Here is a 26773-nt window from a genome sequence, read left to right as displayed (position 1 = left end):
TGGAGTGAGCATGTCAGCAGCATCCCACGGCACAACGCCCTACTACTACGTTCCGGGTCCGTCACGGCACCCGGTGATGGCGTCGATCGGCCTGTTCTTTGTCATTTTGGGCGCAGGTCAATGGATCAACGGTGCGGGCTGGGGCGCGTATTCGCTTGCTTTCGGCATGGCCTTCTGGCTCTTCGTGCTGTTTCAGTGGTTCAGCGAGTCGGTACATGAGAGCGAAAGCGGCATGTACGGTCGCAAGATCGATCTGTCCTTCCGCTGGAGCATGAGCTGGTTCATCTTTTCGGAAGTGATGTTCTTCGGCGCATTTTTCACCGCGCTCTGGTGGGCCCGCGTGCACTCGGTGCCCGCTTTGGGTGGCTTCGAGAATTCGCTGATCTGGCCCGATTTCTCGGCCGTTTGGCCCAGCGTTCAGGCCGGTGCCACGGCATCGCCCGGTGGCATCGTCGAGCCCTTCCAGACCATGGGTCCGTTCTGGTTGCCCACGATCAACACGGCCTTGCTGCTGACCTCGGGCGTCACCCTCACCGTGGCTCACCACGCACTGCAGGCGGGCAACCGTGGCCGGACCATTGCTTTCATGTGGATGACGGTGGTGCTGGGCATCGTGTTCTTGTTCGTTCAGGGCTACGAGTACTACCACGCCTACACCGACCTGAACCTCAAGCTCAGCTCCGGCATCTTCGGCTCCACCTTCTTCATGTTGACCGGCTTCCACGGCTTCCACGTGTTCGTGGGCATGCTGATGCTGCTGTTCATCACCCTGCGCCTGCAGAAAGGCCACTTCACCAAAGAACGTCATTTCGGCTTCGAAGGTGCTGCCTGGTACTGGCATTTTGTGGACGTGGTGTGGTTGGGCCTCTACATCCTTGTGTACTGGCTGTGAGCGGTGTCCGGGTTGCTCGGCAACCCCGGGTGGCTCAACAAAAAAGCGCCATCGGGCGCTTTTTTGTTGCCGCTGCGCAGCGGGTGGCAACGGGTCTGATCAGCGCTGCAGGGGCAGGCCGGTGGGCTGAATCCAGCCCATCAGGTAGCTGATGAGCACGACCACGAACAGCAAAATGGAAAACCCCACGCGAAACGCCAGTGCCCTGGCCATGTGGTTTTTGCGCGGTAGGCCCTCGGGCGCGTCGTCTGCTCCGGGTTGGCCGCCGCGCATCATGAACACAAGGGCTGCGCCCAGACTCCCGAGGATGGCAATGAACGCTGCGATGGCCAGATATTTCATGACCCGGATTATCGCGGGAGCTGGTCTGCGCGGTGCTGCGACGGACATCGCTCCAGCGCCGGGAGCAGGGTCATGATGTCGTCGCGTGTCCGCTGGGTGGTGGTCACCCTGGCCACCGTGTTCACCATGGCGGTCACGGCCTCGCTGGGTTTCTGGCAGCTCGATCGTGCCCGCCAGAAGATCGCCTTGCAGGACCAGATCGACCAGCGCGCCCGGCTGCCCGCTTGGCAGACCGCCGATCTGCTGCAGGCAGGAGATCCCAAGGACGGTGTGCACCGGCCGGTGCGGTTGCGCGGGCAGTGGGTGAAAGAGGCGTCCGTGTTCCTGGACAACCGGCAGATGGCGACCCGCAACGGATTTATTCTGGTCACGCCGCTGAAGCTGGCTGGCAGTGCAAGCGCTGTGCTGGTGCAGCGGGGGTGGGTGCCGCGCGATTTCACCGACCGCAGCCGCGTGCCCACCATCGACACGCCCTCGGGCGAGGTGGAGCTCGAAGGACGCTTGGCCCCGCCGCCGGGCAAGCTATACGAGCTGGGGGAGGCGGGCACGGGTGCGATCCGGCAAAATATCGACCTTGGCACTTTCGCCCTGGAAACCGGTCTCATCCTGATGCCGGTTTCCGTGCAGCAAACCGGCGCTTCCCCCGAAGGTCTTCTGCGCGAATGGCCGCGAGCAGCGATCGGGGTCGACAAGCACCACGGCTATGCCTTCCAGTGGTTTGGCTTGTGCGCGCTGGCTGGCCTGCTCTATCTCTGGTTTCAAATCATCTCCCCCCGCCGAAAGCGCATGTCCCATGGCCCAGACGCCCGATGAACCCCTGACCCTCACCGTGCACAGCCTGCCGCCACTCGATCAGGCCGGTGCCGGCGCCGTGGTGAATGCGCGATCCGGGCGCTGGAAGCTGCTGGGCCTGGCGTTGGTGTGCGTGGCGCCGGTGGTGGCGTCTTACCTCACCTACTACGTGATCCGTCCCGAGGGCCGACGCAACTACGGCGAGTTGATCGACCCGCAGCGCCCGTTGCCGGCCATCACCGCGGTCAACGCCCAGGGCCAGACCGTGCCCTTGGCGGCCCTGAAGGACCAGTGGTTGCTGATCAGCGTGGCCGACAGCGCCTGCACCGATGTGTGCCAGGAGCACCTGCTGATGCAGCGCCAACTGCGTGAAACCCTCGGCCGTGAGAAAGAACGCATGGACTGGGTCTGGTTGCGCACCGGCGACTCGCCACTGAGCGAGCCCCTGAAGCAAGCCACCGCTGCGGCCCAGGTGCTGCAGGTCGACGCGCAAGCCCTCGCCGCATGGCTGCAGCCAGCGCCTGGTCAAAAAATCGAGGACCACCTCTACGTGGTCGATCCCCTGGGCAACTGGATGATGCGCTTCCCCGCCAACATCGATCCCAAAAAAGCCAAGAGCGACCTGGATCGCTTGCTGCGCGCCTCCGCTTTCTGGGACAAGGAAGGTCGGTGACATGGACGCCCAGCCCCTCTACGACCTGGCCCCCATCGCCCGCATCATGTTGCTGGGTGTGGTCCTTGCGCTCGGCCCGTTGGCCTGGGTGTGGGTGCGCAACCGCCACGCGCCGCCTGCGCAGCGCCTGCGGGTGCTCACGCTGGTCACCTTGTTCCTCACGTTTGACCTCGTCCTTTTCGGTGCCTTCACGCGCCTGACGGATTCGGGTCTGGGTTGCCCCGACTGGCCGGGCTGCTATGGCAGCGTGAGCCCGGTGGGCGCCAGCTCGGCCATCGCCGCCGCCCAGGACGCGATGCCGACCGGCCCGGTCACCTTCTCCAAGGCGTGGATCGAGATGATCCACCGGTACCTCGCCACCGCGGTGGGCGTGTTGATCCTGGTGCTGGCGCTGGTCAGCTGGATCGAACGCAAGCGCCTGTCGGTGTCGTTCGTGTGGCCGCTGGTCACGCTGGTGTGGGTCTGCGTGCAGGGTGCTTTCGGTGCGCTCACGGTCACCATGAAGCTGTTCCCCGCCATCGTCACCTTGCACCTGCTCGGTGGTCTGGGTTTGCTGGCGCTGCTGCGTGCGCAGTCGGTGGCCTACCAGCTGGCCAGACCCGGCGATCGCGGGCCGATCGCGCTGCCGGGGCGCCTGCGCTTGGCGCTGGTGGCGGTCACGGCATTGCTGTGGCTGCAGATCGCGCTGGGTGGCTGGGTCAGCACCAACTACGCCGTGTTGGCCTGCAGCGAATTCCCCACTTGCCAGGGCAGCTGGTGGCCGAGCATGGATTTCCGCGAGGGCTTCACGCTGTGGCGCCATCTGGGCATGAACAGTGCCGGTGAGGCCATTGCCTTTCCCGCACTCACCGCCATTCACTACGTGCACCGTCTCATGGCCTTTGTGGTGCTGGGCGCCATGGTGTGGCTCGGCTGGCGTCTGTGGCGAGTGCCGGGCATGGGTCGCACGGCGCGAGCCTTGTTTCTGCTCGCCCTCTGGCAGTTCGCCAGCGGCCTGACCAACGTGGTGCTCGACTGGCCGCTGCTGGCCGCGGTGGGCCACACGGCCGGCGCGGCCGCGCTGGTGATCGTCTTCACCGGCGCGCTCAGCGGCACGCGCAGCGCGGCCCCGCACCGCGTTGAAACCACGGGTGCCCGTGCCCTGAACATGTTCCGATCGACCCCATGAGCGCCACTTCCTCACCCCCCGTGGCCGTGGCCTTGCCCTCGGTCTGGCGCCAGTACCACGCGCTGACCAAACCTCGCGTGATCCAGCTCATCGTGTTTTGTGCGCTCATCGGCATGGTGCTGGCCGTGCCCGGCGTGCCCACCTGGGCGCAGGTGCAGCTCGCAGCCATCGCATGCTTCGGCATCTGGCTCGTCGCGGGTGCCGCTGCGGCGTTCAATTGCGTGGTCGAGCAGCACATCGACGCGAAGATGAAGCGCACCGCCTGGCGCCCCACCGCCAAAGGGCAGCTCACCAACGGCAAGACGCTCTCTTTCTCGGCGGTGCTGTGCGCGGCCGGTTCGGCGGTGCTGTATTTCGCGGTCAACCCGCTGACCATGTGGCTGACCTTCGCCACCTTCGTGGGCTACGCGGTGGTCTACACCGTGATCCTCAAGCCGCTCACGCCGCAGAACATCGTGATCGGGGGCGCGTCGGGCGCCATGCCGCCGGTGCTGGGCTGGGCCGCCATGACCGGCGTGGTCGCGCCCGAGGCGCTCATCCTGTTCCTGATCATCTTTCTCTGGACGCCGCCGCACTTCTGGGCGCTCGCGCTGTACCGTGTGGAGGACTACCGCAAGTCGGGCCTGCCCATGCTGCCGGTCACGCACGGCTCGGAGTTCACCCGCCTGCAGATCCTGCTCTACACCTTCGTGCTGTTCGCCGCCTGCCTCATGCCCTTCATGATGCGCATGAGCGGCTGGTTCTACCTGGCCAGCGCCATCGCCCTGAGCATCGGCTTCTGCGGCTACGCGTGGGCGCTGTGGCGCAACTACTCCGATGCGCTCGCGCGCAAGACCTTCCGTTTTTCACTGATCCATCTGTCGCTGCTGTTCGCCGCGCTCCTGATCGACCACTACCTGTGACCGCCATGCCATCCCGTTCCGCACTCACACGCCGCCACCTGCTGGGCGCCACGCTCGGCGCCACCGGTCTGTTGATGGCTGGCTGCAGCGAGCCGGCCGCCAGTTTCACCGGCATCGACATCACCGGCGCCGACTACGCGACCGGATTTTCACTGACCGACCACAACGGTCAAGCGCGCACGCTCGCCGACTTCAAAGGCAAGGCGGTGGTGCTGTTCTTCGGCTTCACCCAGTGCCCCGACGTGTGCCCCACGACCATGAGCGAACTGGCCGAGGCCAAGCGCTTGCTGGGGCCCGAGGGAGAGCGCGTGCAGGGCCTGTTTGTCAGCATCGATCCCGAGCGAGACACGCCTGAGATCATGAAACAGTACATGGCCAGCTTTGATCCCAGCTTTCTCGCGCTGTACGCTCCCGCCGACAGATTGCCCGAGCTGGCCAAGAGCTACAAGATCTACTACAAGAAAGTCGACGGTCCCACGCCCACCAGCTACACGATGGACCACTCGGCCGGCAGCTACGTGTACGACCCCCAAGGGCGCATCCGCCTCTACCACCGCTACGGCACCGGCGCGCCGGCGCTGGCGGCGGACCTGAAAAAACTGCTCGCTGGGTAAACCTTGAGCACCAACAAAGACAGCACCCTCTGGCGCTGTCTTTGGGGGCTCAGACCTTGTCCGCAGCGCTGGTGAAGGCGTCGGCGAAGAAGGCTTCCTCGCGCAGACCAGCTTGCCCCGTGTAGTCGCGTCTGGCCGACTCGATCACGATGGGCGCGCCGCACGCATACACCTCGTGGCCCGAGAGGTCCGGGATGTCCTGCAGCACCGCCTCGTGGACAAACCCGGTGCGACCGGTCCAGGCGTCGTCGGGCAGCGCGTTGGACACCACCGGTACGTAGCGCAGGTTCGGCATCTCGGCCAGCTTCGCCTCGATCCAGGCGCTCTGGTACAGGTCGGCCGGACGGCGGCCGCCCCAGTACAGCGTGGCTTCCCTGGTAATGCCCTTGAACTGCATGTGCTCGATGATGGCCTTGATGGGTGCGAAGCCCGTGCCCGAGGCCAGCAGCACCATGGGCTTGGTGCTGTCCTCACGCAGGAAAAAACTGCCGTAAGGTCCTTCGATGCGAAGGATGTCCTTCTCCTTCATCGGTCCGAACACGTGGTCGGTGAACTTGCCGCCGGGCATGTGACGCACATGCAGCTCCAGCGAAGGTTGTGCCGACTGGGTGTGGGGCGCGTTGGCCATCGAGTAGCTGCGGCGGTCGCCATCGCGCAGCAGGAATTCCACGTACTGGCCGGCGTGGTACTGGAAGGCATCGCTGGCGGGCAGCTGCAGGCGCATCACCATCACGTCGTGCGAGGCGCGCTCCAGCGCACTCACCCGCACCGGCATTTTCTTGATCGGGAAGGCGCCGATCTCGGTGACCTGCCGCGATTCGATCACCACATCGCTCTGCGCCACGCCGCAGCAGGTGAGCACATAGCCCGCAGCTTCTTCGTCGGCGCTCAGGGCCTTGCTCTGGTGCGCCCCGTGCACCACGGTGCCCGAGACCAGCTTGCACTTGCACGAACCGCAGGCGCCGTCCTTGCAGCCATAGGGCAGGCCGATGCCCTGGCGGATGCCGGCGGCCAGCATGGCCTCGTCGGGCTGGGCGGTGAAGGTGCGCCCACTGGGCTCGACGGTGATGGTGAATGTCATACTGGCACTTGATGAATGGAGAGTCCCGACAGCACTGCAGCGCCTGTCCGGCAGCCGGTCATTGTCTCAAATTCGGAAAATGCATGAGCCTCCTTGGCGCTTTGCCCGCACGCTTCCGGCGTGAACGGGTGTTGATCATTGGTTGTGGCGACGTGGGCCAACGGGCCGCGCGCGAGCTGGGAAGCTCGCCGCGTGTGCGCGTGCTCGCACTGACCTCCAGCCCAGAGCGCGCACCCGCGTTGCGCGCGCAGGGCATCACGCCCTTGCAGGGCAACCTGGACCAGCCGCAGAGCCTGCGCCGCCTCGCCGGTCTGGCCACCCGGGTGCTCCACCTCGCGCCACCGCCATCGGGGGAGCTCGCAGACTGGCGCCTGGACCCACGCACCCGGGCACTGACCCGCGCCTTGATCCAGCGCTCGCTGCCGTCGACGCTGGTCTATGGCTCCACCTCGGGGGTGTACGGCGATTGCCAGGGCCGTTGGGTCGATGAGAGCACCCCGGCGAAACCACTCACACCAAGGGCCTGGCGAAGGGTGGACGCCGAGGCCGCCGTGCACTGGTTGGGTCGAGCCACCGGCGTGCGCACCACGGTGCTGCGCATCCCCGGCATTTACGCGCCCGACCGCGAAGGCGGCACGCCGCGCGAACGCTTGCGACGCGGAACGCCGGTGCTGCGAGCCGAGGACGATGTGTTCACCAACCACATCCACGCCGACGATCTGGCGCGCGCCTGCGTGCTGGCGCTGTGGCGCGGGCGGCCGCAGCGCAACGTGAACGTGGTGGACGACACCGAGCTGAAGATGGGCGACTACTTCGACCTGGCAGCCGATCTGTATGGACTGCCACGCCCACCGCGTGTGGCGCGCGACGCGGCAGGTGACCAGCTGCCCTTGGTGTTGCTGAGCTTCATGAGCGAGTCGCGCCGGCTGCACAACGGGCGCATGCGGCAAGAACTCGGTCTTCGATTGCACTACCCCACCGTGGCTCAAGGCCTGGCCGGTTCACGGAACTGAACAGACAACAAAAAAGCCGCACAAGAAACTTGTGCGGCCTGTTCTGTGGTGCCCGGGGCCGGAATCGAACCGGCACGCCTTGCGGCGGGGGATTTTGAGTCCCCTGCGTCTACCAATTTCACCACCCGGGCGCTCTGAAAGGGGTTGCAAATTATGGCACAGTGCAAACGATGAACTACCCCACGATTGAAGACGCGATTGGCAACACCCCGCTGGTGGCCCTGCAGCGCATCGGAGTCCAGGCCAACGCCCAACGGGGCAATGTGGTGCTGGGCAAGCTCGAAGGCAACAACCCGGCCGGCTCGGTGAAGGACCGGCCCGCTGTCTCGATGATCCAGCGCGCCGAGGAGCGCGGCGAGATCAAGCCCGGCGACACGCTGATCGAAGCCACCTCGGGCAACACCGGTATCGCGCTGGCCATGGCCGCGGCCATCAAGGGCTACCGCATGGTGCTGATCATGCCGGAGGACCTGTCCATCGAACGCGCCCAGACCATGAAGGCATTTGGTGCCGAGCTCATCCTCACCTCCAAGAGCGGCGGCATGGAATCGGCCCGCGATCTGGCTGAAAGAATGCAGGCCGAAGGCAAGGGCCGTGTGCTGGACCAGTTCGCCAACGCCGACAACCCGCGGGTGCACTACGAGACCACGGGCCCCGAACTCTGGGCACAGACAGACGGGCGCATCACGCACTTCGTGAGCGCCATGGGCACCACCGGCACCATCACCGGCGTGTCGCGTTTCCTGAAGGAAAAGAACCCCGCTGTGCGCATCATCGGCGCACAGCCCAGCGAGGGCTCGCGCATTCCCGGCATCCGCAAGTGGCCGACCGAATACCTGCCGAAGATCTATGACCCGAGCGCGGTTGACGAGCTGGTCTACGTGAGCCAATCGGATGCCGAGGCGATGTGCCGGCAGCTGGCGAGGGAGGAGGGCATCTTCGCGGGCATCTCGGCGGCCGGTGCTTGCTGGGTGGCGCAGCAGATCGCGGCTGAGGTGGAGAACGCGACCATTGCGTTCATCGTGTGCGATCGCGGCGATCGATACCTGTCCACCGGCGTGTTCCCCGCCTGACGAACGCCATGTCCGCCAGCGCATTCCGCTACTGTCCCCAGTGCGCCACCGGGCTGGCGCTCATCACGCAGGCCGAAGATGGTGGGGACAAGCAGCGTCTGCGCTGCCCCGCCTGCGGCTTCACCCACTGGAACAATCCCACGCCGGTGCTGGCCGCCATCGTCGAAGTGGATGGCCGGGTCCTGCTCGCGCGCAATGCGGCCTGGTCGGGCCGCATGTTCGGACTCATCACCGGCTTCATGGAGGCCGGGGAGTCGCCCGAAGAGGGCATCCGTCGCGAAATCGCCGAAGAAACATCGCTGGACGTGACAAAACTCACGTTGGTTGGTGTGCACGATTTTCAGCGCATGAACCAGGTGATCGTGACCTATCACGCGGTCGCCCACGGCGAGGTCAAGCTCTCGCCCGAGCTGGTCGAATACAAGCTCATGGATCCCGTCCGCATTCGCTGCTGGCGCGCCGGCACTGGGTTTGCGCTGGCCGACTGGTTGCGCAGTCGCGGCCTGGATCCGGTGTTCATGGAAGACTTTCAGCGGCCTGCGGACCCGGTCCTGTAGCGCGAAAGCGCGCTGCATGGAAAAGACGCGCCGCTTAGAATGGACCATTCCAAGGAAAGTCCCCATGCACGCCGACAAAGAACTTGATGCCCGCGGTTTGAACTGCCCGCTGCCCATCCTGAAAGCCAAAAAAGCGCTGGCCGACATGCACAGCGGCCAGACCCTGAAGGTGATTTCCACCGACGCCGGTTCGGTCCGCGATTTCCAGGCCTTTGCCAAGCAAACCGGCAATTTGCTGGTTGAGCAGCAAACGGTGGGCGACGAACACTTGACCTTGCTCAAGCGCCGCTGAAGCCGGCTTGCACAAGCCTGCTCTCATGGAAGTCCTGCTCGTTGACCCTCTGGTCCCTGAGGCCCTGTCCTGGCTGCAGGAGCGGCACGAGGTTACGTACCGTCCCGAGCTGGGCGACGATCCGGTGGAGTTGCGCAAGGCCACCTACAAAACGCGCGCCATCGTGCTGCCGCCCCACGTGGTGGTGTCCGAAGAGTTCCTGAACTTTTCGCCCAAACTCGAGATCGTGGCGCGCATGCAGATCTCCAGCGACAACACCGACCTGGATGCCTGCTCCCGGCGCAACGTGCGCGTGCTGCAGGCACGAAGCGCCACGGTGCGATCCAATGCCGAGTACCTGCTGTACGGGTTGCTCATGCTGTACCGCCGCGGCATGATCAGCGCGCTGCTGGGCCGCAAGATCTCCCAGGTGCGCATGGGTCGGGAGCTCTCCGGCAGCACCGTGGGTCTGTTGGGACTGGCGCCCGTGGCCCACACCCTCGCACCCATGCTCAAGAGCCTGGGCGTGCGCTTGCTGGGTTACGACCCCGCCGTGCACCACGCTGCTTCCATCTGGAACAAGTTGAACGTCGAGCCTGTCACCTTGCAGGACTTGCTGTCGCGATCGGACGCGATTTCGCTGCAGATGGTCTATGCCTCGCGTTTCCGTGGCTGGATCAACGAGCGCCTGCTCAACCACTGCAAGCCTGGTCAACTCTGGGTGGGGGTGAGCCGCAGCACGCTCTTCGATGCCGATGCCCTGGCGCTGGCGCTGTGCGACGGGCGCATCGACGCCTGTTTGATGGATGGTGCCAACCCGCAGTTCGCCGCCGAGGGCACCCCCCTGCACGGCATACCCAACCTGCATCTCACGCCGCGTCTGGGTTCACACACGCGCGAAGCCAAGCTGCGCGCGAGCTGGTACGTGGCGCACCGGATCCACGAAACCCTCTCGCCGCACGCGGTGGGTCAGGAAGGGCGGGTGAGTGATTTTTCCGTGCTGGACAGCCTGGAGTACAGCGAGCCCGAGGATCCGCAGGCGGTGACACCCTCGCAGTGGGGCTCGATCGCGTTGCACAGGAGCTGACCCCCCGCCGCGCAGAGCAGGCGTAACCCCCCGCCGCGCTTCGCGCGACCCCCCTTGAAAGGGGGGCACTGCCTGCGGTCTGGCGGAGCCAGTCCCGCGGCATTCTTGGTCAAGGCACCTCTCGCCGGAGAGGCTTGCCTGCGCCTTTCCTCTCGAGTTCTTTCTCGCTCAAGTGCCCAGCCGTTGCAGCTGCTCGCGCATCTTCTCCAGCGTTGCGGTGAAGTCGGCGACGCGTTTTCTCTCCTGATCGATCACCGCCGGTGGCGCCTTGGCCACGAAGGCTTCGTTGGACAGCTTGGCGGTGGCCTTGGTGATCTCGCCTTCGAGACGCGTGGCTTCCTTGCCCAGGCGCAATTTCTCGGCCGCCAGATCGATCTCCATGAACAGGCACAGGCGGGCTTCGCCGACCACGGCCACCGGCGCCGCCTGCGCGGCAGCGGCCCATGCGGCCTCGTCGGTGAACACCTTCACTTCGTTCAACTTGGCCAGCCCCTGCAGCACCGGGCCCATGGCCTGCATGTAAGCAGTGTCACCCAACACGTACAGCGGCAGTCGCGTGGCGGGTGACACGCTCATCTCGCCGCGCAGGTTGCGGCAGGCGTCCACCAGCGACTTGAGCTTGGTGACGTGGGCAATCGATGCCTCATCGATCTTGTTGAGCTGGGCTTGCGGATAGCGCGCGATGCTCACCGATTCTCCCGGCAGGCCGGCCACCGGCGCGACCTTCTGCCACAGCTCTTCGGTGATGAAGGGGATCACCGGATGCGCCAGACGCAGGATGGCTTCCAGCGTGCGGATCAGCGTGCGGCGGGTGGCGCGCTGCTGTGAGGCATCGCCGGTCTGGATCTGCACCTTGGCGATCTCCAGGTACCAGTCGCAGAACTCGTTCCAGACGAAGTCGTAGAGGGTGTTGGCCACGTTGTCGAGCCGGTACTCGGCGAAGCCCTTCGCCACCTCGGCCTCGGTCTTCTGCAGCAGCGAAGAAATCCAGCGGTCGGCCTGGCTGAAGCTGAGGTAGCCGTGGAAGGGTTGGCCCACCGCGCATTCGGCCTTGGTGTGGTCTTCCAGGCCGCAGTCCTGGCCCTCGCAGTTCATCAGCGTGAAGCGCGTGGCGTTCCAGAGCTTGTTGCAGAAGTTGCGGTAGCCCTCGCAGCGCTTGCTGTCAAAGTTGATGCTGCGGCCCAGCGAAGCGAGTGCGGCGAAGGTGAAGCGCAGCGCGTCGGCGCCGTACGCCGGAATGCCCTCGGGGAATTCCTTTTCGGTCTGCTTGCGCACCTTGGGCGCGGTCTCGGGCTTGCGCAGGCCGGTGGTGCGTTTGTCCAGCAGGGGAGCGAGCGAAATGCCGTCGATCAGGTCCACCGGGTCGAGCACGTTGCCTTCGCACTTGCTCATCTTCTGGCCCTGCGCGTCGCGCACCAGGCCGTGGATGTAGACGTGCTTGAACGGCACGCGTCCGGTGAAGTGCGTCGTCATCATGATCATCCGGGCGACCCAGAAAAAGATGATGTCGTAGCCCGTCACGAGCACGGTGCTGGGCAGGTAGAGGTTGAAGTCCTCGGTCGCGCCGTCCTTCTGGTTGGGCCAGCCCATGGTGCTGAAGGGGACCAGCGCCGACGAGTACCAGGTGTCGAGCACGTCGGGGTCGCGCACGAGCGTCTGACCCGGGGCTTTCGCCTGCGCCTCGGCTTCGTTGCGCGCCACGATCACGTTGCCCGCTTCGTCGTACCAGGCGGGGATCTGGTGGCCCCACCAGAGCTGGCGGCTGATGCACCAGTCCTGGATGTTGTTCATCCACTGGTTGTAGGTGTTGACCCAGTTCTCGGGCACGAACTTGACCTCGCCCGACTGCACGGCCGCAATCGCCTTGTCGGCAATCGATGTGCCGCTGGTGTTCTTCTCGTTGCCCTTGGACTGCATGGCCACGAACCACTGGTCGGTGAGCATGGGTTCGATCACCTGGCCGGTGCGCGCGCAGCGCGGCACCATGAGCTTGTGTTTCTTGGTCTCCACCAGCAGGCCGGCGGCTTCCAGGTCGGCCACCACGGCCTTGCGCGCCACAAACCGGTCCATGCCCTGGTACTTGGCTGGCGCGTTCTCGTTGATGGCGGCTTGCAGCGTGAGCACGCCGATGATGGGCAGGCTGTGGCGTTGGCCCACGGCGTAGTCGTTGGTATCGTGCGCGGGCGTGACCTTGACCACGCCGGTGCCGAAAGCGCGGTCCACGTAGTCGTCGGCGATCACCGGAATGTCGCGGTCGCACAGCGGCAGCTTCACGGTCTTGCCGATCAGGTGCGTGTAGCGCTCGTCCTCCGGATGCACCATCACCGCCACGTCGCCCAGCAGGGTTTCGGGGCGGGTGGTGGCCACGGTGAGGGAGCCGCTGCCATCACTCAGCGGGTAGGCGATGTGCCAGAGGAAACCGTCTTCTTCCTCGCTTTCCACTTCGAGGTCGGACACGGCCGACATCAGCACCGGGTCCCAGTTCACCAGGCGCTTGCCGCGGTAGATCAGGCCTTGTTCGTACAGGCGCACAAAGGTTTCGGTGACCACGGTCGAGAGCTTCGGGTCCATGGTGAAGTACTCGCGGCTCCAGTCCACGCTGTCGCCCATGCGGCGCATCTGCGTGGTGATGGTGTTGCCGCTTTCTTCCTTCCACTCCCACACCTTGGCCACGAAGTTCTTGCGCGCCTCGGCGGGCGTGGGGCCCATGTCGTGGCGGCTGATGCCCTGGGCCTGCAGCTGGCGCTCCACCACGATCTGCGTGGCAATGCCGGCGTGGTCGGTGCCCGGCACCCACACCGTGTTCGCGCCGGACATGCGGTGGTAGCGCGTGAGCGAGTCCATGATGGTCTGGTTGAACGCGTGGCCCATGTGCAGCGTGCCGGTCACGTTGGGTGGCGGGAGCTGGATCGCGAACGAGGGCGCGTCCGCCTGGGGTGCGCCCGTGCCGCGAAAGCCCGCCACGCCGTAGCCGCGCTGTTCCCATTCGGGGCCCCAGCGGGCCTCGATTGGAGCGGGTTCGAACGATTTGGCCAGGGATTGCAGGCCGGGTTGGTTCAGGGTGTCGGTCATGGGGCGCGCCAGAAGTGGAAACGGCATCCCGCAGGATGCCGTCAGGGGAAAGGGGGATACCGGCGAATTTTATTCGACAGGCTCCTCAGGCCGATGGGGTGGGCCTGTCGCGCGCGGCGTCAACGCAGGCCTTGAGCACAGCGGCGTCGCCGATCTGGTTGGCCAGCAGCAGGATCAGGCGCGCGTTGAGCAGCTCCGAGTCCTCGCGGCTGAGCCCCGCGTGGGCGTCGAGCAGCTGTTCGTAGAAGGCGTCGGCGTCTTGAAAGTGGGGGTGGGTGTTCATGCTGGGTCTCCGCGCAGGCCCAGGGATCGTTCGATCGCCCGCACCAACTGGGCATTGATGGTTTCTCCGGTGGCCGCGAGGTAGCCGTCGGGGCGCACCAGCGCCCATCCGCCCGCAGAGGCCTGGCAGGCACCCCGCACATGACCTTTGGCGTCGCGCACATGCTCCAGCGCCTGTGCCGCACCCTTGGCGCCGAGCACCTGCACGCCGCGCACGGGGGCGTCCAGACACAGGTGGCGCAGGCGTTGCGCTTCGGCGCCCGGCAGGTCGCCGAACACCAGCACCAGCAGGTCGCCGCGGGCCCAGTTGAGCAGGTCGTTCACGTGGCCTTGCGAGCCGTCGGCCCATGCAAACCCCACGTTCTGCACCGACTGACCTGCGGCACTGGTCGCGGCATAGCTGCAGGCACGCGAGCGGCCATAGGGATTGGCCACGGCCATGCGGCCGGTGTTGATCAGGGAGCGGGCAAACGGATGCTGTTTGGCCAGACCGATGGCGGCTTGACGAAAGACACGTTCCGCTCCCTCGGCTGCGCGCAGGAAACGCGCGGTGCGGTTGGTCACGCACACGTTTTGCTGTGCCGCGTCCAGGCGCTCGTCGTTGTAGCTCTCCAGCAGCGCGGCGTCGGCCTTGCCGCTGAGCACGGCGGCGAGTTTCCAGGCGAGGTTGTCCGCGTCGGCCACACCGGTGTTGCCCCCCCGGGCGCCGAACGGGCTGACCACCTTGGCCGAATCCCCCATGAGGAACACGCGGCCGTGGCGCATGGCGTGCACGCACTCACTGCGGTAGGCGTAGGGCCCGACCCAGACGATCTCCACGTCGACATCGGACCCGAACTGGCGCGCCAGCCGTTCGCGCACCACGTCTTCGCGGCTCACGTAGGCGGGGTCGGCGTCGGGTGCCATCTGGTAGTCGATGCGCCACACGTCGTCTGCCATCAGGTGCTGCCAGACCGCACGGTTGTCGTTGAACGGGGCTTCGATCCAGGTGTGGCGCTCCTGCGGTGGATGGGTGGTGAAGCGCACGTCGGCGATGCACCAGCGGTCATCGCCGCGCTTGCTGTCAAACGGCACGTTGAGCCATTTGCGCAGCGGGCTGTTCGAGCCGGTGGCGTCGATCACCTGCTCGGCTTCCATGCGGTAGCTGCCGGCAGGCGTCTCCACCGTGAGGGTGGCGAAGTCGGCGTTCTGTTCAAACGCGGTGAGCCGGTTCTGCCATCGCAACTCGACCGCGCCCAGTTCCTGAATGCGCTCGACGAGAAACCCTTCGATGTAGAACTGCTGGATGTTGATGAAGGGCGGCTGGCTGGAGAGGTGGAAGTTGCCTTGTTGACGCAAGTCAAAGCTGTAGACCTCATCAACGCCCGCGAAGGTGCGGCCCACGCTCCACTGCACGCCTTTGGCTGCGATGCGTTTGTACAGCCCCAGGCGTTCGAAGATTTCGAGCGACTTCTGGGTGTAGCAGATGCCGCGCGACGAGGCGCCTTTGACGCCCACCGTGTTGTCCTCGTCGATCAGCACCGCGCGCACACCGAGCTGGGCCAGCGAGCAGGCCAGCGTGAGGCCGGTGATGCCGCCACCCACGATGACCACCGGGTGGCGCACGGGGGTGGGGCTGTGCAGCTCCGGGGGTTCGACAAACGGGTACTCGGGCAGTTGGTAGCCGGCGCCGGCGGTGAACTCGTAGCTGTTGGTGTGAGCTGTTTCGCGGTACGCGGTCATGAAGTCTTGCTCCTCGTGTTTCGTTTCGCCTTGTTTCGCGCATCGGTGGTGCGGGGCACAACGGTGGCACCCACGCCAACGCCAAAAAATCAGCCCTTCACAAGCCCGCCAACTTCAGGCCGGTCGTTCTGCTGCGGCTTCAGCGGTGCCGCGGTCTTGCCTTCGGCCCGCTCGCGCCGCCACTGTTCCTTGCGTTTGTTCCATTCGGCCAGCCGCGCGTGCGCTGTCTTGCTCTCTTCCAGCATCTCGAACTCGTCGGCCAGCTGCGCCGTGAGCTCCAGGCGGATGCCGTTGGGGTCGAAGAAGTAGATGCTCTTGAAGATGTGGTGGTCCGTCACACCCAGCACCTCGATGCCGCTGGCCTCCAGGCGAGCCTTGGTGTTCTCCAACTCCTGCTCGGTGTTCACGCGAAAGCTGATGTGGTTCACCCACTTCGGCGTGTTCGGGCTCGGCAGCGCGGCCTCGTCGTCTCCGAGGTCGAAAAAGGCGATGAACGAGCCGTCCTGCAGGCGGAAGAAAAAATGGGTGTACGGGCAGTACTCGCCCGTGCTGGGCACGTGATCGCTCTGGATGATGTGGTACAGCGGCAGACCCAGGATGTCCTCGTAGAAGCGGCGCGTTTCCTCGGCGTCTTTCGCCCGGTGGGCGTAGTGGTGCAGCTGCTGGATCGGTGCCGGGGCGGGCAAGGTGGATGCGTTCATGAAGGTCTCCTCAAAAGCCAAAGCGATTCAACATTATGCAATGCATTTCTCTTATCGTAATCGTAAGCACTTGCGTTTCACTCCAGTTTGCCGCTTGACCACCGGGGCCTGGATGCTGTCTGGCAAGGTATGGCGTTGGCGATAATCGTCAGCGCCTCTGGGGCGCATTCCACCTGTCCGAGCCGGCCACCGTCCGTGGTCCAGACCCCCGCCTCCTCCCGTCTTCACAGCATGCTCTTCCTGATCTCTCCCGCCAAGGCGCTCGACCACGAGACGCCACCCCACGTGGCCACCCACACCCAGCCCCTGTTCGTGAAACGGGCGGCCGAGCTGATCGATGTGCTGCGCGAACAGTCGCCGCAGCAGATCGCCGAACTCATGAGCCTGTCGGACACGCTCTCGGGCTTGAACGTGGCGCGCTACCAGGCCTGGCGCCCCCAGTTCAACACCCGGAATTCCAAGCAGGCGGTGCTGGCTTTTGACGGCGACGTCTACGGCGGGCTCGACGCGAAGACGCTGGCCGAGCCCGATCTTGACTGGCTGCAGCAACACCTGTGCATCCTGAGTGGCCTGTATGGCGTGCTGCGTCCGCTCGACCTCATGCAGCCCTACCGTTTGGAAATGGGCACCCGCCTGGCCACCAGCCACGGCAAGAACCTCTATGCGTTCTGGGGCCGCACCATCGCCGACCACCTCAACGAACGCGCCCGGGCCGACGTGAGTCCGGTGGTGGTGAACCTCGCCAGCGAGGAATACTTCAAGTCGGTGGACCGCAAGGTGCTGCTGCCGCGCGTGGTCACCTGCGTGTTTGAAGAGCGCAAGGCCGACGGGTACAAGATCATCAGCTTCATGGCCAAACGCGCGCGCGGTCTCATGGTGCGGTATGCGGTGCAGCAACGGGTCAGCACACCCGATCAGCTCAAACACTTTGACCTCGAAGGCTACCGGTTCAACGCCGCCGCCTCCGGACCTGACCGCCTCGTGTTCCGCCGCGAGGCCAAAGCCTGAAGGCCCTGCCATGAACCAGTCCGTCACCATCGAATTGCGCCAGTGGATCGTGGAGCAGGCCGCGGCCGGGTTCTCGCGCGAGACGGTGATGGCCTCCATGGTGGCGTCGGGTTGGCAGGAGTCGGTGGCGCTCAAGGCGCTGCAGGCCACCTGGAAAGAGCCGGCGACCGCCCCGCATCGGTCCACCCCGGTGCTGCGCCGCGAAGGCGCCCGGCACCTGCCCGACCTCGATCTGAGCCGATCGCCCCGCCAGATCGACGCGGGCGATCGCATGGTCCAGGTGATTGCCTCCCTCAGCCAACCGCGGGTGGTGGTGCTGGGCAACCTGCTGGGTGCCGACGAATGCGATGCGCTGATCGAATCGGCCCGCCCGCAACTGGCGCGCTCGCTCACCGTGGCCACCAAGACAGGCGGCGAGGAGCTCAACCCCGACCGCACCAGCAGCGGCACGTTTTTCGCGCGTGGGCAGACGCCCGAGGTCGCGCGCATCGAGGCGCGCATCGCCCGTCTGCTGAACTGGCCGGTGGAACACGGCGAAGGCCTGCAGGTGTTGCACTACCGCCCTGGCGCCGAGTACAAGCCGCACTACGACTACTTCGACCCCGACGAACCCGGCACGCCCAACATCCTCAAGCGCGGCGGGCAACGCCTGGCCACGCTGGTGATGTACCTGAGCGAACCTGCGCGCGGCGGCGGCACCACCTTTCCCGACGCGGGGCTGGAAGTGGCACCCGTGCGCGGCAACGCCGTGTTTTTCAGCTACGACCGGCCGCACCCGTCCACCCGCACGTTGCACGGCGGCGCGCCCGTGATCGAGGGTGACAAATGGGTCGCCACCAAGTGGCTGCGCGAACGCGAGTTCATCTGACATGCCCGCCTTGAACATCACCCACAACGGCCTGCGCCTCGAATTCGAGAGCGACGGTGACGAGCGTGCCCCCGCCGTGGTGCTCACCATGGGCCTGGGCATGCAACTCACGGCCTGGCCCACCTCGCTGGTGCAGGCCATCGTGCAGGCCGGCTACCGCGTCATCCGTTTCGACAACCGCGACATCGGTCTCTCCACCCAGCTGGACCACCTGGGCGTGCCCAACATCGGCTGGCAGCTGGTGCGCTCCCGCCTGGGTCTGCCGATCCGATCGCCTTACAGCCTGCAAGACATGGCGCTGGACACCATCGGGCTGCTCGATGCGCTGGGCGTGCAGCGCGCCCACCTGGTGGGCGTGTCCATGGGCGGCATGATCTCGCAGCGCGTGGCCGCCACCGTGCCCCAGCGCGTGCTCAGCCTCACCAGCGTCATGAGTTCCAGCGGTGCGCCCGGTCTGCCGGGCCCGCGCCCGCCTGTCACCCGTGCCCTGCTCAAACGCCCACGCAGCCGGCGCCCCGAGCACGTGGCAGCGCACGCACTCCACCTGTTCCGCCTGATCGGCAGCCCGGCGTTCCCGCAAGATGTGCCGGCGTTCGAGCAACGCGTGCTGGCCGATGCGTTGCGCAGCCACAACCCCGCCGGTGTGGCGAGGCAGTTGCTTGCCGTGGCGTCCGACACCGGTCGCCACACCGTGCTCAGAGGCATCGCGTGCCCCACGCTCGTCCTGCACGGCACGGCGGATCCCCTGGTGCCGCTGGCCTGTGGCCAGGACACCGCCGCCCGCATCGCCGGTGCACGCTTCGAGTCCATCGACGGCATGGGCCACGACTGGCCGCCCGGCGTGGCCGCCTTGCTGGCCGACCACATCGTTCCGCACCTCCAGGCCGCGCAGGCCTTCGCAACCAGCGCCTCAAACACCGCCCCGACATGACCCAGAACACCCCCGAACAATCGCAGCTTGGCCAGGCCTCGGCCTACGTGGACCAGTACGACGCCGGCCTGCTGTTTCCCCTGCCGCGCGAGACCAAACGCCGCGAGATCGGCATCACCGGCAGCGTGCCGTTTCTCGGTGCCGACCTGTGGACCGCGTTCGAGCTCAGCTGGCTGAACCCGCGTGGCAAACCGCAGGTGGCCCTGGCCCACATCACCATTCCCTGCGAGAGCACGCACATCGTGGAGAGCAAGTCGTTCAAGCTCTACCTCAACAGCTTCAACAACACCGCGTTTGCCAGCGCCGACGCGGTGCGAGACCGCATCCGCACGGACGTGAGCGCCGCCATCTGGCACGGCGGCAGCCTGCAGTCCAGCGCCGGCGTAAGGCTGCTGTTGCCCGAACAGCTGGAGCGCGAGAAGGTTCAGGAACTGGCCGGTCTGTCGATCGACCGGCTCGATGTGGAGTGCACGCGCTACCAGCCCGCGCCGGAGCTGCTCACCGCTGCGTTCGACGAAAAACCGGTCGACGAAATCCTGGTGAGCCACCTGCTCAAGAGCAATTGCCTGGTGACCGGCCAGCCCGACTGGGGCAGCGTGCAGATCAGTTACAGCGGCCCGCAGATCGACCAGGCCGGGCTGCTGCAGTACATCGTGAGTTTCCGCAACCACAACGAATTCCACGAGCAGTGCGTGGAGCGCATCTACATGGATGTGCTGGCACGCTGCAAGCCCACCAAGCTGGCGGTGTACGCGCGCTACACGCGCCGTGGCGGGCTGGACATCAACCCCTGGCGCACCAGCCACCCGCAGTCGCCACCGGCGAACGTGCGCACGGCGCGGCAGTGACCGCGCGGCGTTGCGGGTTCAGAGCATCTTCTGGATCAGCGCACCCTTGAACAGCACCGGTCCGGTCGGTCCGCGTTCGCTGGGCACACCGCCCTTGGGTTCCAGGCTGATGGCCAGGGTGGGCACTTCGCGCACGTCACCCGCCCCCGCGGTGAGTTGCAACAGGCGCTCCTGACTCAGCACGCCGAGCGAGCGCGGGCCACCCGAGGGCGGCAGGGCCCAGAGCTGCAGCGACTTGTCGCTCGCTTCCTGGAAACCACCCACGCGCTGAAGCGTGAGTTTGCCGTTCTTCGGGTCGAAGGTGACCAGCATCGAAGCACTGGCCTGGTCGTCGTTGAGCACCGCCACGTATTCGATCTGCGGGGTGGCCGAGAGTTGGGCCTGCAGTTCGTCGATCTGCGCACCGAGGTTGTCGCGCAGGCCGACGGCCGTGACGATGGCGAACACCGTGGCCAGTGCGCCGGCACCGGCGGCGCCGCGCCACAGCGCGAGACTGCGCAACCAGCCGCCGGGCTGGGGCTTCACAGCTGGGGCGCGCGCAGCGGCCATGGCCTGCTGCTGGCGCTCGCCCTGCACCAGGTTTTCAATGCGCGTCCACACGGCGGGCGCGGGTTGCTGCGGCGTTTGAAGCTCGTTCATGCTGGCCACGCGGCTTTGCCACACCAGGGCGGCGGCGCGCACCGGGGCTTGCTCGCGCGCCATGGCTTCGAAGCGGCGGCGGGCGCCCCCGCGCAAGGTGCCCAGCGCATGGGCCGCGGCCAGCCGGTCGAGCAGTTCGGGGTGTTGGATCAGGTTCATGACGGTCTCTTCACGCAAAGCGCGACATGCAGGTGCGCAGCTGGTCCAGTCCACGGCGGATCCAGGTCTTCACCGTGCCCAGGGGCAGGCTGAGCTGCTCGGCCAGTTCGCCGTGGCTCAGGTCGCGCAGGTAGGCCAGGCTCACCACCTCGCGCTGGCGGTTCTCCAGCTGGCCCAGGCACTGGTGCAGCGCCCAGGCCTGTTGGCTGGCCAGCGTGGTGTCCATCGGGTTGGGCGAATCGCCTTCCAGGGTGTCGGACATCGCGTCGTCGATTTCGTCGGTGAGGTGAATGCGTTCGGCACTGCGCCGGCGCAGGTAGTCGAGCGAACGGCTGCGCACGATCAGCCCCAACCACGCCATGGGTGGGCTGAGCGAGGCGCGGTAATCGCCCGCGCTGCGCCAGATCTGCAGAAAAGTTTCCTGCAGCGCGTCTTCGGCCCATTCGGCCTTGCCGACCACGCGCATGGACAGGCCATACAGCTTGGACGAGGTCAGGTCGTAGAGGGCCTTGAGGGCGGCTTCGTCGCGCCGGGCGACGCGGTCGATCAAGTCCATCAGCAGGTCATCGGGTTGTGCGCTCATGCAGGCATTGTGCTGCACCGCTTGGCCCCATGCCCACACCGGGGCTTGGTGGAAAGCGGGCGTCATGTTCATGGCCGGCGTCGACGTGGCTGCACCTGCGTGGGCAGGCTCAGGGCCGTGACGGACGTGATGTTGACGGCCACGGGCGGACCTTCGAGGATCTGGTCGGCGTGCACCACGCGCACCTTGGCAGCGCCCTCGGGCACGCCTTGCAAGGTGGCCACGCCGTTGGCGTCGGTCTGCAGCGTCCAGGGTGAGTCGGCCACGAAGATGAAACCGCGCATGGAGCCGTGCAGGTGGCAGCCGAGCTGCACCCCACCCGCCTTGCTCAGCGTGACCTCGGCGCTCGCGGGTTCCTTGCCGTCGACTTTTCCGTCCAGGCGCAGTTCAAACCCGGGCTGGGTGCCCGGGTTCAGGGAAGCCAGGCCCGCGGGCGTCCCACGGACGTGGTGTTCCCACGAGTCCAGGTTGGTGAAGGTCACCTTGGAGCCCACCGGCAGCACCATGGTGCCGGGCAAGAACTGCATTTTTTGCTGGTTGATGACGGCGGAGACCGGTGCCGGTGCCGCCGGCCTGGCGCCCGCGCCGGGCTCGATGACCACCACCGCGTCGGCCAGGGGTTTGCCGTCGCGACCGAGCACCGTCACCTGCACGGTGGCGGCCTGGGCGGCCAGGGGCAACAGGGCAGCGGCGATCAGCCATGCGGCGGTGTGCGAGCGTGTCATGGTGGGTCCCGGGGGTGTTTCAGCGAACGGTGACCACGTCGCGGTGCATGGGCGCCAGCAGGGCCAGCATCTGGTTCTGACGGGTGAACGGAATGCCGCGCGCGTTCATGCTTTGCTGCAGCACTTCCACCAGCGCGTTGAACTGGGCGCGCGTTGTGTCGCGGTCGGCATGTGCGGTCTTCATGTCGGGGCCCTTGTAGACACAGGGGCCGCCCGAGAGCTGGCAGAGCTGGTCGCTGAGCGACTTCGCCAGGTTGGTCAGGTTGGTGTCCTGGAACTGCTCGCCGATGCGTGGGTCCGCCTTGAGGCGCACCACGAAGTCGTCCATGAGGCTGCGGATGCCGGCTTCTTCGCCAAAGGCCTGGTAGAGACCGGCGGCCGGTGCCACGGGGTAGGCACTGGCGGCCGACGGCGCGGGCCGCATGGACTGGGCGAGCGTGGCACCGCTGGCCAGGGCCAGCAGGGTGAGGGCGGCGGAGGTGATGAGGTTTTTCATGGTGAGGCTCAAAGGGGAAAGGTTCAGAAAGCGATCTGGGCCGAGAGGTACACGCCGGTCTGTTTGCGCCCACCGGTGGTGGCCGGAACGATGCGACCCAGGTCCACGTAGGCGGCGGTGAGCGAGACGTTCTTGCTCGGTGCGTAGGCGATGAAGATGTCTTTCCAGTCGTCGGCGCGAAGGCCGTCGCTCAAGCCGGCGGCCTGTCCAGCGCGCTGCAGTTTGTTGGGCATGCCGCGGTACTCAAAACCCACCGCCAGCTTGCTGTTGATCAGGTAGGCGACCGAGAACTCGGGCTGCAGCTCGTAGCCGTTGTCCGCACCGCCCAGCGTGGCACCAAAGCCCAGCAGACCGCCCTGGTTCGCCTTGGTGGCGCGCAGCGTGCCGTTCACCAGAATGCCTTGCGCGAGAAAGAGTTTGGTGGCGCTCACGTACACGTCGGCGCCGCTGCGCTGGGCGCCCAGCGCGTTGAGCGTGCTGTCCAGACCGGAGGACTGCAGGCGTTTGAACTGCACGCCCACGGCGATCTGTGGCATGAGGCTGTCGCTGTCCAGCACGGCGTCGCCGGCCACGCGCACCTTGGCGCCCACGATGTCCTGCTTCAGGCGCAGTCCCGGCAGCATCAGCGCCGTGCCGGTGACACCGGTGTCGAAGTTCTGGTGACCCAGCGAGAGTTCGACGCGGTCGTGGATGCCCACGGCCACGCCGTAGGCGCTGAGGCCGTGGTCCCGGGTCACGGCGCGGCTGGCGTAGGCCGACACGCCGACCTCGCCTTCGGTGGCCTGGCTGCCGATGACGGCCCAGGGCGAAATGCCCCCGCCCGCTGCGCCTTCGACGCTGCTCACACCACCCGTGAGCAGCAGCTTGCCGGTGTCGGCGTGGGCAGGGAATGTGGTCAGCAGCGCGGCGGCCGCAGCCAGGGGCAGCAAGCGCGCCGCGGTGGAGGTGGTGAGGTTTCTCGGGTGCAGCATGGTGAACGGGTCGTGGGGTGTTGACGAAAGCCCCCAGGGAGGGGCGGTATGGCCTGACCCTCTGAGTACGCGCCCACACCCACTGCTGGATTCACCTCACGTTGATTCAGATGGAAAAACGTGCGTTTTTCGAGCCCGGCGGCCCGGTTTGCTTGCCAGGCGTGACGCTTCTCACAGCACCCTGCGCCACGGAACCCGTCTGCCAAGGGCCGGCGCACAACCCGGCGCGCCCTCAAGCCGCGTGCTGAAAACCTTCCAGCAGGTTCACCGCGTTGGTGCCCACGGCGTCCACGGCGTAGCCGCCTTCAAACGTGAACACCGTGGGCAGCCCGGCACCCGCCAGGGCTTTGCCCACGGCGAAGTAGTCGGCGCTCTTCAGGGTGAAGCCCGAGATCGGGTCGCCCTCGAAGGTGTCCAGCCCCATGGGCACCACGAGGGCCGTGGCGCCGAATCGCTGGACCGCTTGCAGGGCGGTGTCCAGGGTGTCGCGCCAGGTGCCGAAGCCGGTGCCCCTTGGCAGCGGCAGATTGAGGTTGAAACCCGCACCCGCACCCGCACCGCGCTCGTCCGCGTGGCCCAGAAAAAACGGGTACTCGGTGGCCGGGTCGCCATGGATGGAAACGGTCAACACGTCGGCCCGCTCGTAAAAGATGGTCTGTGTGCCGTTGCCGTGGTGGTAGTCCACGTCCAGCACCGCCACTTGGGCGTGGCCCGCGGCGCGCAGCGCCTGCGCTGCGATGGCCGCGTTGTTCAAGAAACAATAACCACCGAAAAAATCGGGCCCGGCATGGTGTCCCGGGGGACGAGAAAGTGCCAACGCGCTGCGCGCACCAGCGGCCACGTCCCGCGCCGCCGCCAGCGCGCAAGCGGCCCCGCCGCGCGCTGCAACCCAGGTGCCCGCCGTGAGCGGTGAGCCCGAATCGAAGCTGAAGAGGCCCAGGCGCGCCGCAAAGTTGGTGGGCAACACGTCGTTGCGAAAGCCATGGCGGTTGGGCAGCGGCCACACCGAGGGCAGGGCATCGCGCGCGGCGTTGCTCGGGTCCATGGCCACCCACTCGGCCCAGGCCCCACGCAGAAAGTCCACATAGCGTGCGCTGTGCACGCGGCCGATCGCAGCGTCCAGCGTGGCGTCGTCCACCTTGGGTGTTTGCAGCGCACCGAGTGGGCGGCGCTGCAGCTCGGCCAGTACAAAGTCCAGCCGCGCGGGCACCTCGTGGCAAGGCACCAGGCGGCCGCGAAACATTTCTTGCTGGCCGGCGTGGGCGGCGTGGTGGGGGTTGTGGAAGGTTTTCATGGAGGGGTTGGATTCTGGTTGTGGTATGCGTGTGTTGTATCTCCAAACGCATGCAGAATGATTCAAAACCAGCGCTGATGGGCAGCACCTCCACCTGTTTGCTGGTTGAGCTTCAGAGATGCACGCCATGTTCAAACCTTTGTCCCCGCAAGCCTGCACCGTCAGCATCGAACCCTTGCACATGTATTGCAAGACACTGCGGTACGAAGATGCTCAAGGTCAGTTTTCCGTTGTCGTCGAGTACGACGTCCATGGAGATGTTCTTCTGTGGGAACTTGACATTCCCGCCGATGAGGCGAGACGCAAAGAAGTGATTGAAAACATGGAGTCATTTCTTGCCAAGGGTCCACGAAAGCTTCGTGTCGCATGGAAGCAGTCGAGATGAGGATTTGCCCCTCTTGGCATCTGGGGTCGGGCGGTTCTCTGTTCGCCTGCCGACATTGACCACCCAACCAGCCGAACCTCAGCCACTTCATGCTGCTCGTCCCTCTTCGACTCTCCCCCGGAACCGATCTGCGGCGCGCTCTGGAAGCGCTCCCGGCCAGCCACGGCACCGACGCCGCCTTTGTGGTGGCCGGCATCGGCAGCCTCGTGGAGGCCAGCCTTCGGTACGCCGACGCTCCCGACAACGTGACGCTCGCCGGGCCGCTGGAGATCGTGAGCCTGTCCGGCACGTTGAGCGCGGCCGGTGCACACCTGCACGTGTCGATGTCCGATGCATCGGGTCGTGTGTTCGGCGGGCACCTGGGCCACGGCAGCACCGTGAGGACCACCGCCGAGATCCTGTTGGCGCTGCTGCCGAACGGCACGCTCACCCGCGAGCACGATCCGGCCACCGGATTCAACGAACTGGTGGTTCGGCCCCTCCCGTGAACAACATGAACATCCACTCGGGTTACCTGCCTGGTTGCATCGGTCGTGTGGTGGACATGCACGCCAGCTTCTATGCGCGAACGGTTGGTTTTGGCGCCCCGTTCGAGGCCAAGGTGGCCACCGAGCTGGCGGCTTTCTGCCTGCGTTTCGATGCCCGCCGCGACGGACTCTGGCTGGCCGAAAACGCCACCGGCATCCAGGGCTCGGTGATCATCGATGGCGCGCACCACGACACGGCGGGAGCACACCTGCGGTGGTTCATCACGTCCGACGCTGCGCGGGGCCAGGGCGTGGGGACCCAACTGCTGGCCACCGCCATGGACTTCTTCCGCGAGCGCGGTTACCGCAAGGTGTTCCTCTGGACGTTCGACGAACTGCACGCGGCGCGCCACCTGTACGAGAAGCACGGCTTCGTGCTGGCGCAAACGCAGCGGGGGTCGCGGTGGGGCAAGGAAGTCAACGAACAACTTTTCACGCACACCATGGCTTGACCCCGCGCAAGCGGTTCACCCTGAACACCTCCGTCTCAAACGCATGAAAACCACGCTGCTCATCATCGACGTTCAACGAGGCCTGTGCGAAGGTGAGGGCCGCGCCTTCGAGTCCGATGCGGTGATCGCGCGCATCAACCAGGTGGCGGTCCGGGCCCGCGCTGCGCGGGCGCCGGTGGTGTTCATCCAGCACGAGTCCGTGGCTGGCTACCTGGAGCACGCCAGCCGCGAATGGCAACTGGCCGATGGTTTGCAGGCGGAGCCGGGTGATTGGCGCGTGCGCAAGACCACACCGGACGCCTTCCAGGGCACCGACCTCGACGCGCTCCTCAAGGCGCACGGCGTGACCAGGCTGATCGTTTGCGGCATGCACAGCGAGTTTTGTGTCGACACCACCACCCGACGCGCACTGGCGCTGGGCTACCCGGTGACGCTGGTGTCTGACGGCGACACCTCGGCCGGCAACGCGGTGCTCTCGCTGCGTCAGGTGATCGATCACCACAACGCCACCTTGACCAACATCACCAGCTTCGGGCCACGTGTGCTGGCGGTGGCCAGCGCCGATCTTCAAGTGGGCGCCTGAGCCGCTCGCTCAGCCCAACGCCTTGAACGACTGCAGGGCCGAGAGCGGCGTGAAATCGCCCG

The 26773-nt window shown here is 66.1% G+C and carries 31 protein-coding genes and 1 tRNA gene; 19 read left to right on the top strand and 13 right to left on the bottom strand.

What is annotated here, in order from left to right; genetic code table 11:
* Positions 1-10: 10 nt before the first annotated feature.
* Positions 11-892: a cytochrome c oxidase subunit 3 gene (locus tag Q1W68_RS02600; RefSeq protein WP_300654070.1), complete on the top strand. Its 882-nt coding sequence runs from the start codon at positions 11-13 to the stop codon at positions 890-892.
* Positions 893-991: 99 nt separating this feature from the next.
* Here Q1W68_RS02600 and Q1W68_RS02595 read toward each other — a convergent pair whose 3' ends face one another.
* A complete protein-coding gene (locus Q1W68_RS02595) occupies positions 992-1234 on the bottom strand; it encodes a twin transmembrane helix small protein (protein ID WP_300654073.1) in 243 nt (80 codons plus the stop codon).
* A 99-nt stretch (positions 1235-1333) separates the two neighbouring features.
* Between Q1W68_RS02595 and Q1W68_RS02590 the strand changes: the two genes are divergently transcribed.
* From Q1W68_RS02590 to Q1W68_RS02570, 5 genes are read left to right on the top strand one after another with little or no spacing between them, the layout of a single operon-like run.
* The gene (locus tag Q1W68_RS02590; protein WP_366146690.1) at positions 1334-2047 is read left to right on the top strand and encodes an SURF1 family protein; all 714 of its coding nucleotides are present in this window, start codon (positions 1334-1336) and stop codon (positions 2045-2047) included.
* Positions 2028-2699: a hypothetical protein gene (locus tag Q1W68_RS02585; protein ID WP_300654079.1), complete on the top strand. Its 672-nt coding sequence runs from the start codon at positions 2028-2030 to the stop codon at positions 2697-2699. The genes Q1W68_RS02590 and Q1W68_RS02585 overlap by 20 nt, the downstream gene beginning before the upstream one ends.
* A gap of 1 nt (position 2700) precedes the next feature.
* Positions 2701-3867 carry a COX15/CtaA family protein gene (locus Q1W68_RS02580; RefSeq protein ID WP_300715526.1) on the top strand — a complete coding sequence of 389 codons (1167 nt, stop codon included), beginning with the start codon at positions 2701-2703 and terminating at the stop codon, positions 3865-3867.
* Positions 3864-4769, top strand: a complete 906-nt coding sequence (gene cyoE / locus Q1W68_RS02575) for a heme o synthase (protein ID WP_300715525.1) — start codon at positions 3864-3866, stop codon at positions 4767-4769. Before Q1W68_RS02580 ends, cyoE begins: the two co-directional genes overlap by 4 nt.
* Before the next feature lie 5 nt (positions 4770-4774).
* Positions 4775-5383, top strand: coding sequence for an SCO family protein (locus Q1W68_RS02570; RefSeq protein ID WP_300654086.1), 609 nt, complete (start codon positions 4775-4777; stop codon positions 5381-5383).
* Between the two features lie 49 nt (positions 5384-5432).
* Here the strand turns inward: Q1W68_RS02570 and Q1W68_RS02565 are convergent, their stop codons facing one another.
* A complete protein-coding gene (locus tag Q1W68_RS02565) occupies positions 5433-6464 on the bottom strand; it encodes a CDP-6-deoxy-delta-3,4-glucoseen reductase (protein ID WP_300715524.1) in 1032 nt (343 codons plus the stop codon).
* An 83-nt stretch (positions 6465-6547) separates the two neighbouring features.
* Between Q1W68_RS02565 and Q1W68_RS02560 the strand changes: the two genes are divergently transcribed.
* A complete protein-coding gene (locus tag Q1W68_RS02560; RefSeq protein WP_300715523.1) occupies positions 6548-7477 on the top strand; it encodes an SDR family oxidoreductase in 930 nt (309 codons plus the stop codon).
* Positions 7478-7523: 46 nt separating this feature from the next.
* Here Q1W68_RS02560 and Q1W68_RS02555 read toward each other — a convergent pair.
* Positions 7524-7608: transfer RNA gene (locus tag Q1W68_RS02555), tRNA-Leu, on the bottom strand.
* A 39-nt stretch (positions 7609-7647) separates the two neighbouring features.
* On the opposite strand from Q1W68_RS02555, the gene cysM reads away from it, so the two are divergent.
* From cysM to Q1W68_RS02535, 4 genes are all read left to right on the top strand, one after another.
* A complete protein-coding gene (cysM, locus tag Q1W68_RS02550) occupies positions 7648-8550 on the top strand; it encodes a cysteine synthase CysM (RefSeq protein ID WP_300715522.1) in 903 nt (300 codons plus the stop codon).
* 8 nt (positions 8551-8558) lie between these two features.
* A complete protein-coding gene (locus Q1W68_RS02545) occupies positions 8559-9107 on the top strand; it encodes an NUDIX domain-containing protein (RefSeq protein WP_300653386.1) in 549 nt (182 codons plus the stop codon).
* Between the two features lie 64 nt (positions 9108-9171).
* The gene (locus Q1W68_RS02540) at positions 9172-9399 is read left to right on the top strand and encodes a sulfurtransferase TusA family protein (RefSeq protein WP_300659933.1); all 228 of its coding nucleotides are present in this window, start codon (positions 9172-9174) and stop codon (positions 9397-9399) included.
* Positions 9400-9424: 25 nt separating this feature from the next.
* Positions 9425-10465 (top strand): NAD(P)-dependent oxidoreductase, encoded by a 1041-nt coding sequence (locus tag Q1W68_RS02535; RefSeq protein WP_300715521.1) that lies wholly within the window; start codon positions 9425-9427, stop codon positions 10463-10465.
* A 168-nt stretch (positions 10466-10633) separates the two neighbouring features.
* Here the strand turns inward: Q1W68_RS02535 and Q1W68_RS02530 are convergent, their stop codons facing one another.
* From Q1W68_RS02530 to Q1W68_RS02515, 4 genes are all read right to left on the bottom strand, one after another.
* Positions 10634-13537 (bottom strand): valine--tRNA ligase, encoded by a 2904-nt coding sequence (locus tag Q1W68_RS02530; RefSeq protein WP_300715520.1) that lies wholly within the window; start codon positions 13535-13537, stop codon positions 10634-10636.
* A gap of 85 nt (positions 13538-13622) precedes the next feature.
* A complete protein-coding gene (locus tag Q1W68_RS02525; RefSeq protein ID WP_300652801.1) occupies positions 13623-13820 on the bottom strand; it encodes a DUF2783 domain-containing protein in 198 nt (65 codons plus the stop codon).
* Positions 13817-15541 (bottom strand): FAD-dependent oxidoreductase, encoded by a 1725-nt coding sequence (locus Q1W68_RS02520; protein ID WP_300652804.1) that lies wholly within the window; start codon positions 15539-15541, stop codon positions 13817-13819. Before Q1W68_RS02520 ends, Q1W68_RS02525 begins: the two co-directional genes overlap by 4 nt.
* 89 nt (positions 15542-15630) lie before the next feature.
* Positions 15631-16242 carry a VOC family protein gene (locus Q1W68_RS02515; RefSeq protein ID WP_300652807.1) on the bottom strand — a complete coding sequence of 204 codons (612 nt, stop codon included), beginning with the start codon at positions 16240-16242 and terminating at the stop codon, positions 15631-15633.
* 231 nt (positions 16243-16473) lie between these two features.
* Between Q1W68_RS02515 and yaaA the strand changes: the two genes are divergently transcribed.
* The 4 genes from yaaA to queF are packed head-to-tail and all read left to right on the top strand — an operon-like array spanning position 16474 to position 19897.
* Positions 16474-17250, top strand: coding sequence for a peroxide stress protein YaaA (gene yaaA / locus Q1W68_RS02510; protein ID WP_300659927.1), 777 nt, complete (start codon positions 16474-16476; stop codon positions 17248-17250).
* 10 nt (positions 17251-17260) lie between these two features.
* Positions 17261-18118: a 2OG-Fe(II) oxygenase gene (locus Q1W68_RS02505; protein WP_300655089.1), complete on the top strand. Its 858-nt coding sequence runs from the start codon at positions 17261-17263 to the stop codon at positions 18116-18118.
* Position 18119: 1 nt separating this feature from the next.
* Positions 18120-19049 (top strand): alpha/beta hydrolase, encoded by a 930-nt coding sequence (locus Q1W68_RS02500; RefSeq protein ID WP_366146689.1) that lies wholly within the window; start codon positions 18120-18122, stop codon positions 19047-19049.
* Positions 19046-19897 carry an NADPH-dependent 7-cyano-7-deazaguanine reductase QueF gene (gene queF, locus Q1W68_RS02495; protein ID WP_300715519.1) on the top strand — a complete coding sequence of 284 codons (852 nt, stop codon included), beginning with the start codon at positions 19046-19048 and terminating at the stop codon, positions 19895-19897. Before Q1W68_RS02500 ends, queF begins: the two co-directional genes overlap by 4 nt.
* Positions 19898-19915: 18 nt before the next feature.
* Here queF and Q1W68_RS02490 read toward each other — a convergent pair whose 3' ends face one another.
* The 6 genes from Q1W68_RS02490 to Q1W68_RS02465 all read right to left on the bottom strand — a co-directional run bounded on the left by Q1W68_RS02490 (position 19916) and on the right by Q1W68_RS02465 (position 24764).
* Entirely contained in the window at positions 19916-20695 is a 780-nt protein-coding gene (locus Q1W68_RS02490; protein ID WP_300652562.1) for an anti-sigma factor, read from the bottom strand.
* A gap of 10 nt (positions 20696-20705) precedes the next feature.
* The gene (locus Q1W68_RS02485; RefSeq protein WP_300652560.1) at positions 20706-21278 is read right to left on the bottom strand and encodes a sigma-70 family RNA polymerase sigma factor; all 573 of its coding nucleotides are present in this window, start codon (positions 21276-21278) and stop codon (positions 20706-20708) included.
* A 68-nt stretch (positions 21279-21346) separates the two neighbouring features.
* Positions 21347-22003, bottom strand: a complete 657-nt coding sequence (locus Q1W68_RS02480; RefSeq protein WP_300652558.1) for a plastocyanin — start codon at positions 22001-22003, stop codon at positions 21347-21349.
* Positions 22004-22022: 19 nt separating this feature from the next.
* On the bottom strand, positions 22023-22499 hold the full coding sequence (locus Q1W68_RS02475; protein ID WP_300652557.1) for a group 1 truncated hemoglobin: 477 nt from the start codon (positions 22497-22499) through the stop codon (positions 22023-22025).
* A gap of 23 nt (positions 22500-22522) precedes the next feature.
* Positions 22523-23470: a DUF3034 family protein gene (locus Q1W68_RS02470; RefSeq protein ID WP_300659918.1), complete on the bottom strand. Its 948-nt coding sequence runs from the start codon at positions 23468-23470 to the stop codon at positions 22523-22525.
* A gap of 232 nt (positions 23471-23702) precedes the next feature.
* Positions 23703-24764 carry a histone deacetylase family protein gene (locus Q1W68_RS02465; protein ID WP_300659915.1) on the bottom strand — a complete coding sequence of 354 codons (1062 nt, stop codon included), beginning with the start codon at positions 24762-24764 and terminating at the stop codon, positions 23703-23705.
* A 118-nt stretch (positions 24765-24882) separates the two neighbouring features.
* On the opposite strand from Q1W68_RS02465, the gene Q1W68_RS02460 reads away from it, so the two are divergent.
* The 4 genes from Q1W68_RS02460 (at position 24883) to Q1W68_RS02445 (ending at position 26711) form a co-directional block, all read left to right on the top strand.
* A complete protein-coding gene (locus tag Q1W68_RS02460) occupies positions 24883-25149 on the top strand; it encodes a hypothetical protein (RefSeq protein WP_300655699.1) in 267 nt (88 codons plus the stop codon).
* Positions 25150-25238: 89 nt separating this feature from the next.
* Positions 25239-25637, top strand: coding sequence for a PPC domain-containing DNA-binding protein (locus tag Q1W68_RS02455; RefSeq protein ID WP_300655697.1), 399 nt, complete (start codon positions 25239-25241; stop codon positions 25635-25637).
* Positions 25638-25642: 5 nt separating this feature from the next.
* Positions 25643-26128, top strand: a complete 486-nt coding sequence (locus Q1W68_RS02450; protein WP_300655695.1) for a GNAT family N-acetyltransferase — start codon at positions 25643-25645, stop codon at positions 26126-26128.
* A gap of 43 nt (positions 26129-26171) precedes the next feature.
* The gene (locus Q1W68_RS02445; protein ID WP_300655693.1) at positions 26172-26711 is read left to right on the top strand and encodes an isochorismatase family protein; all 540 of its coding nucleotides are present in this window, start codon (positions 26172-26174) and stop codon (positions 26709-26711) included.
* Positions 26712-26773: the final 62 nt, after the last annotated feature.

This window comes from Hydrogenophaga sp., assembly GCF_030158645.1.
Lineage (GTDB): Bacteria > Pseudomonadota > Gammaproteobacteria > Burkholderiales > Burkholderiaceae_C > Hydrogenophaga.
This window is presented reverse-complemented; position numbering and strand designations above follow the sequence as displayed.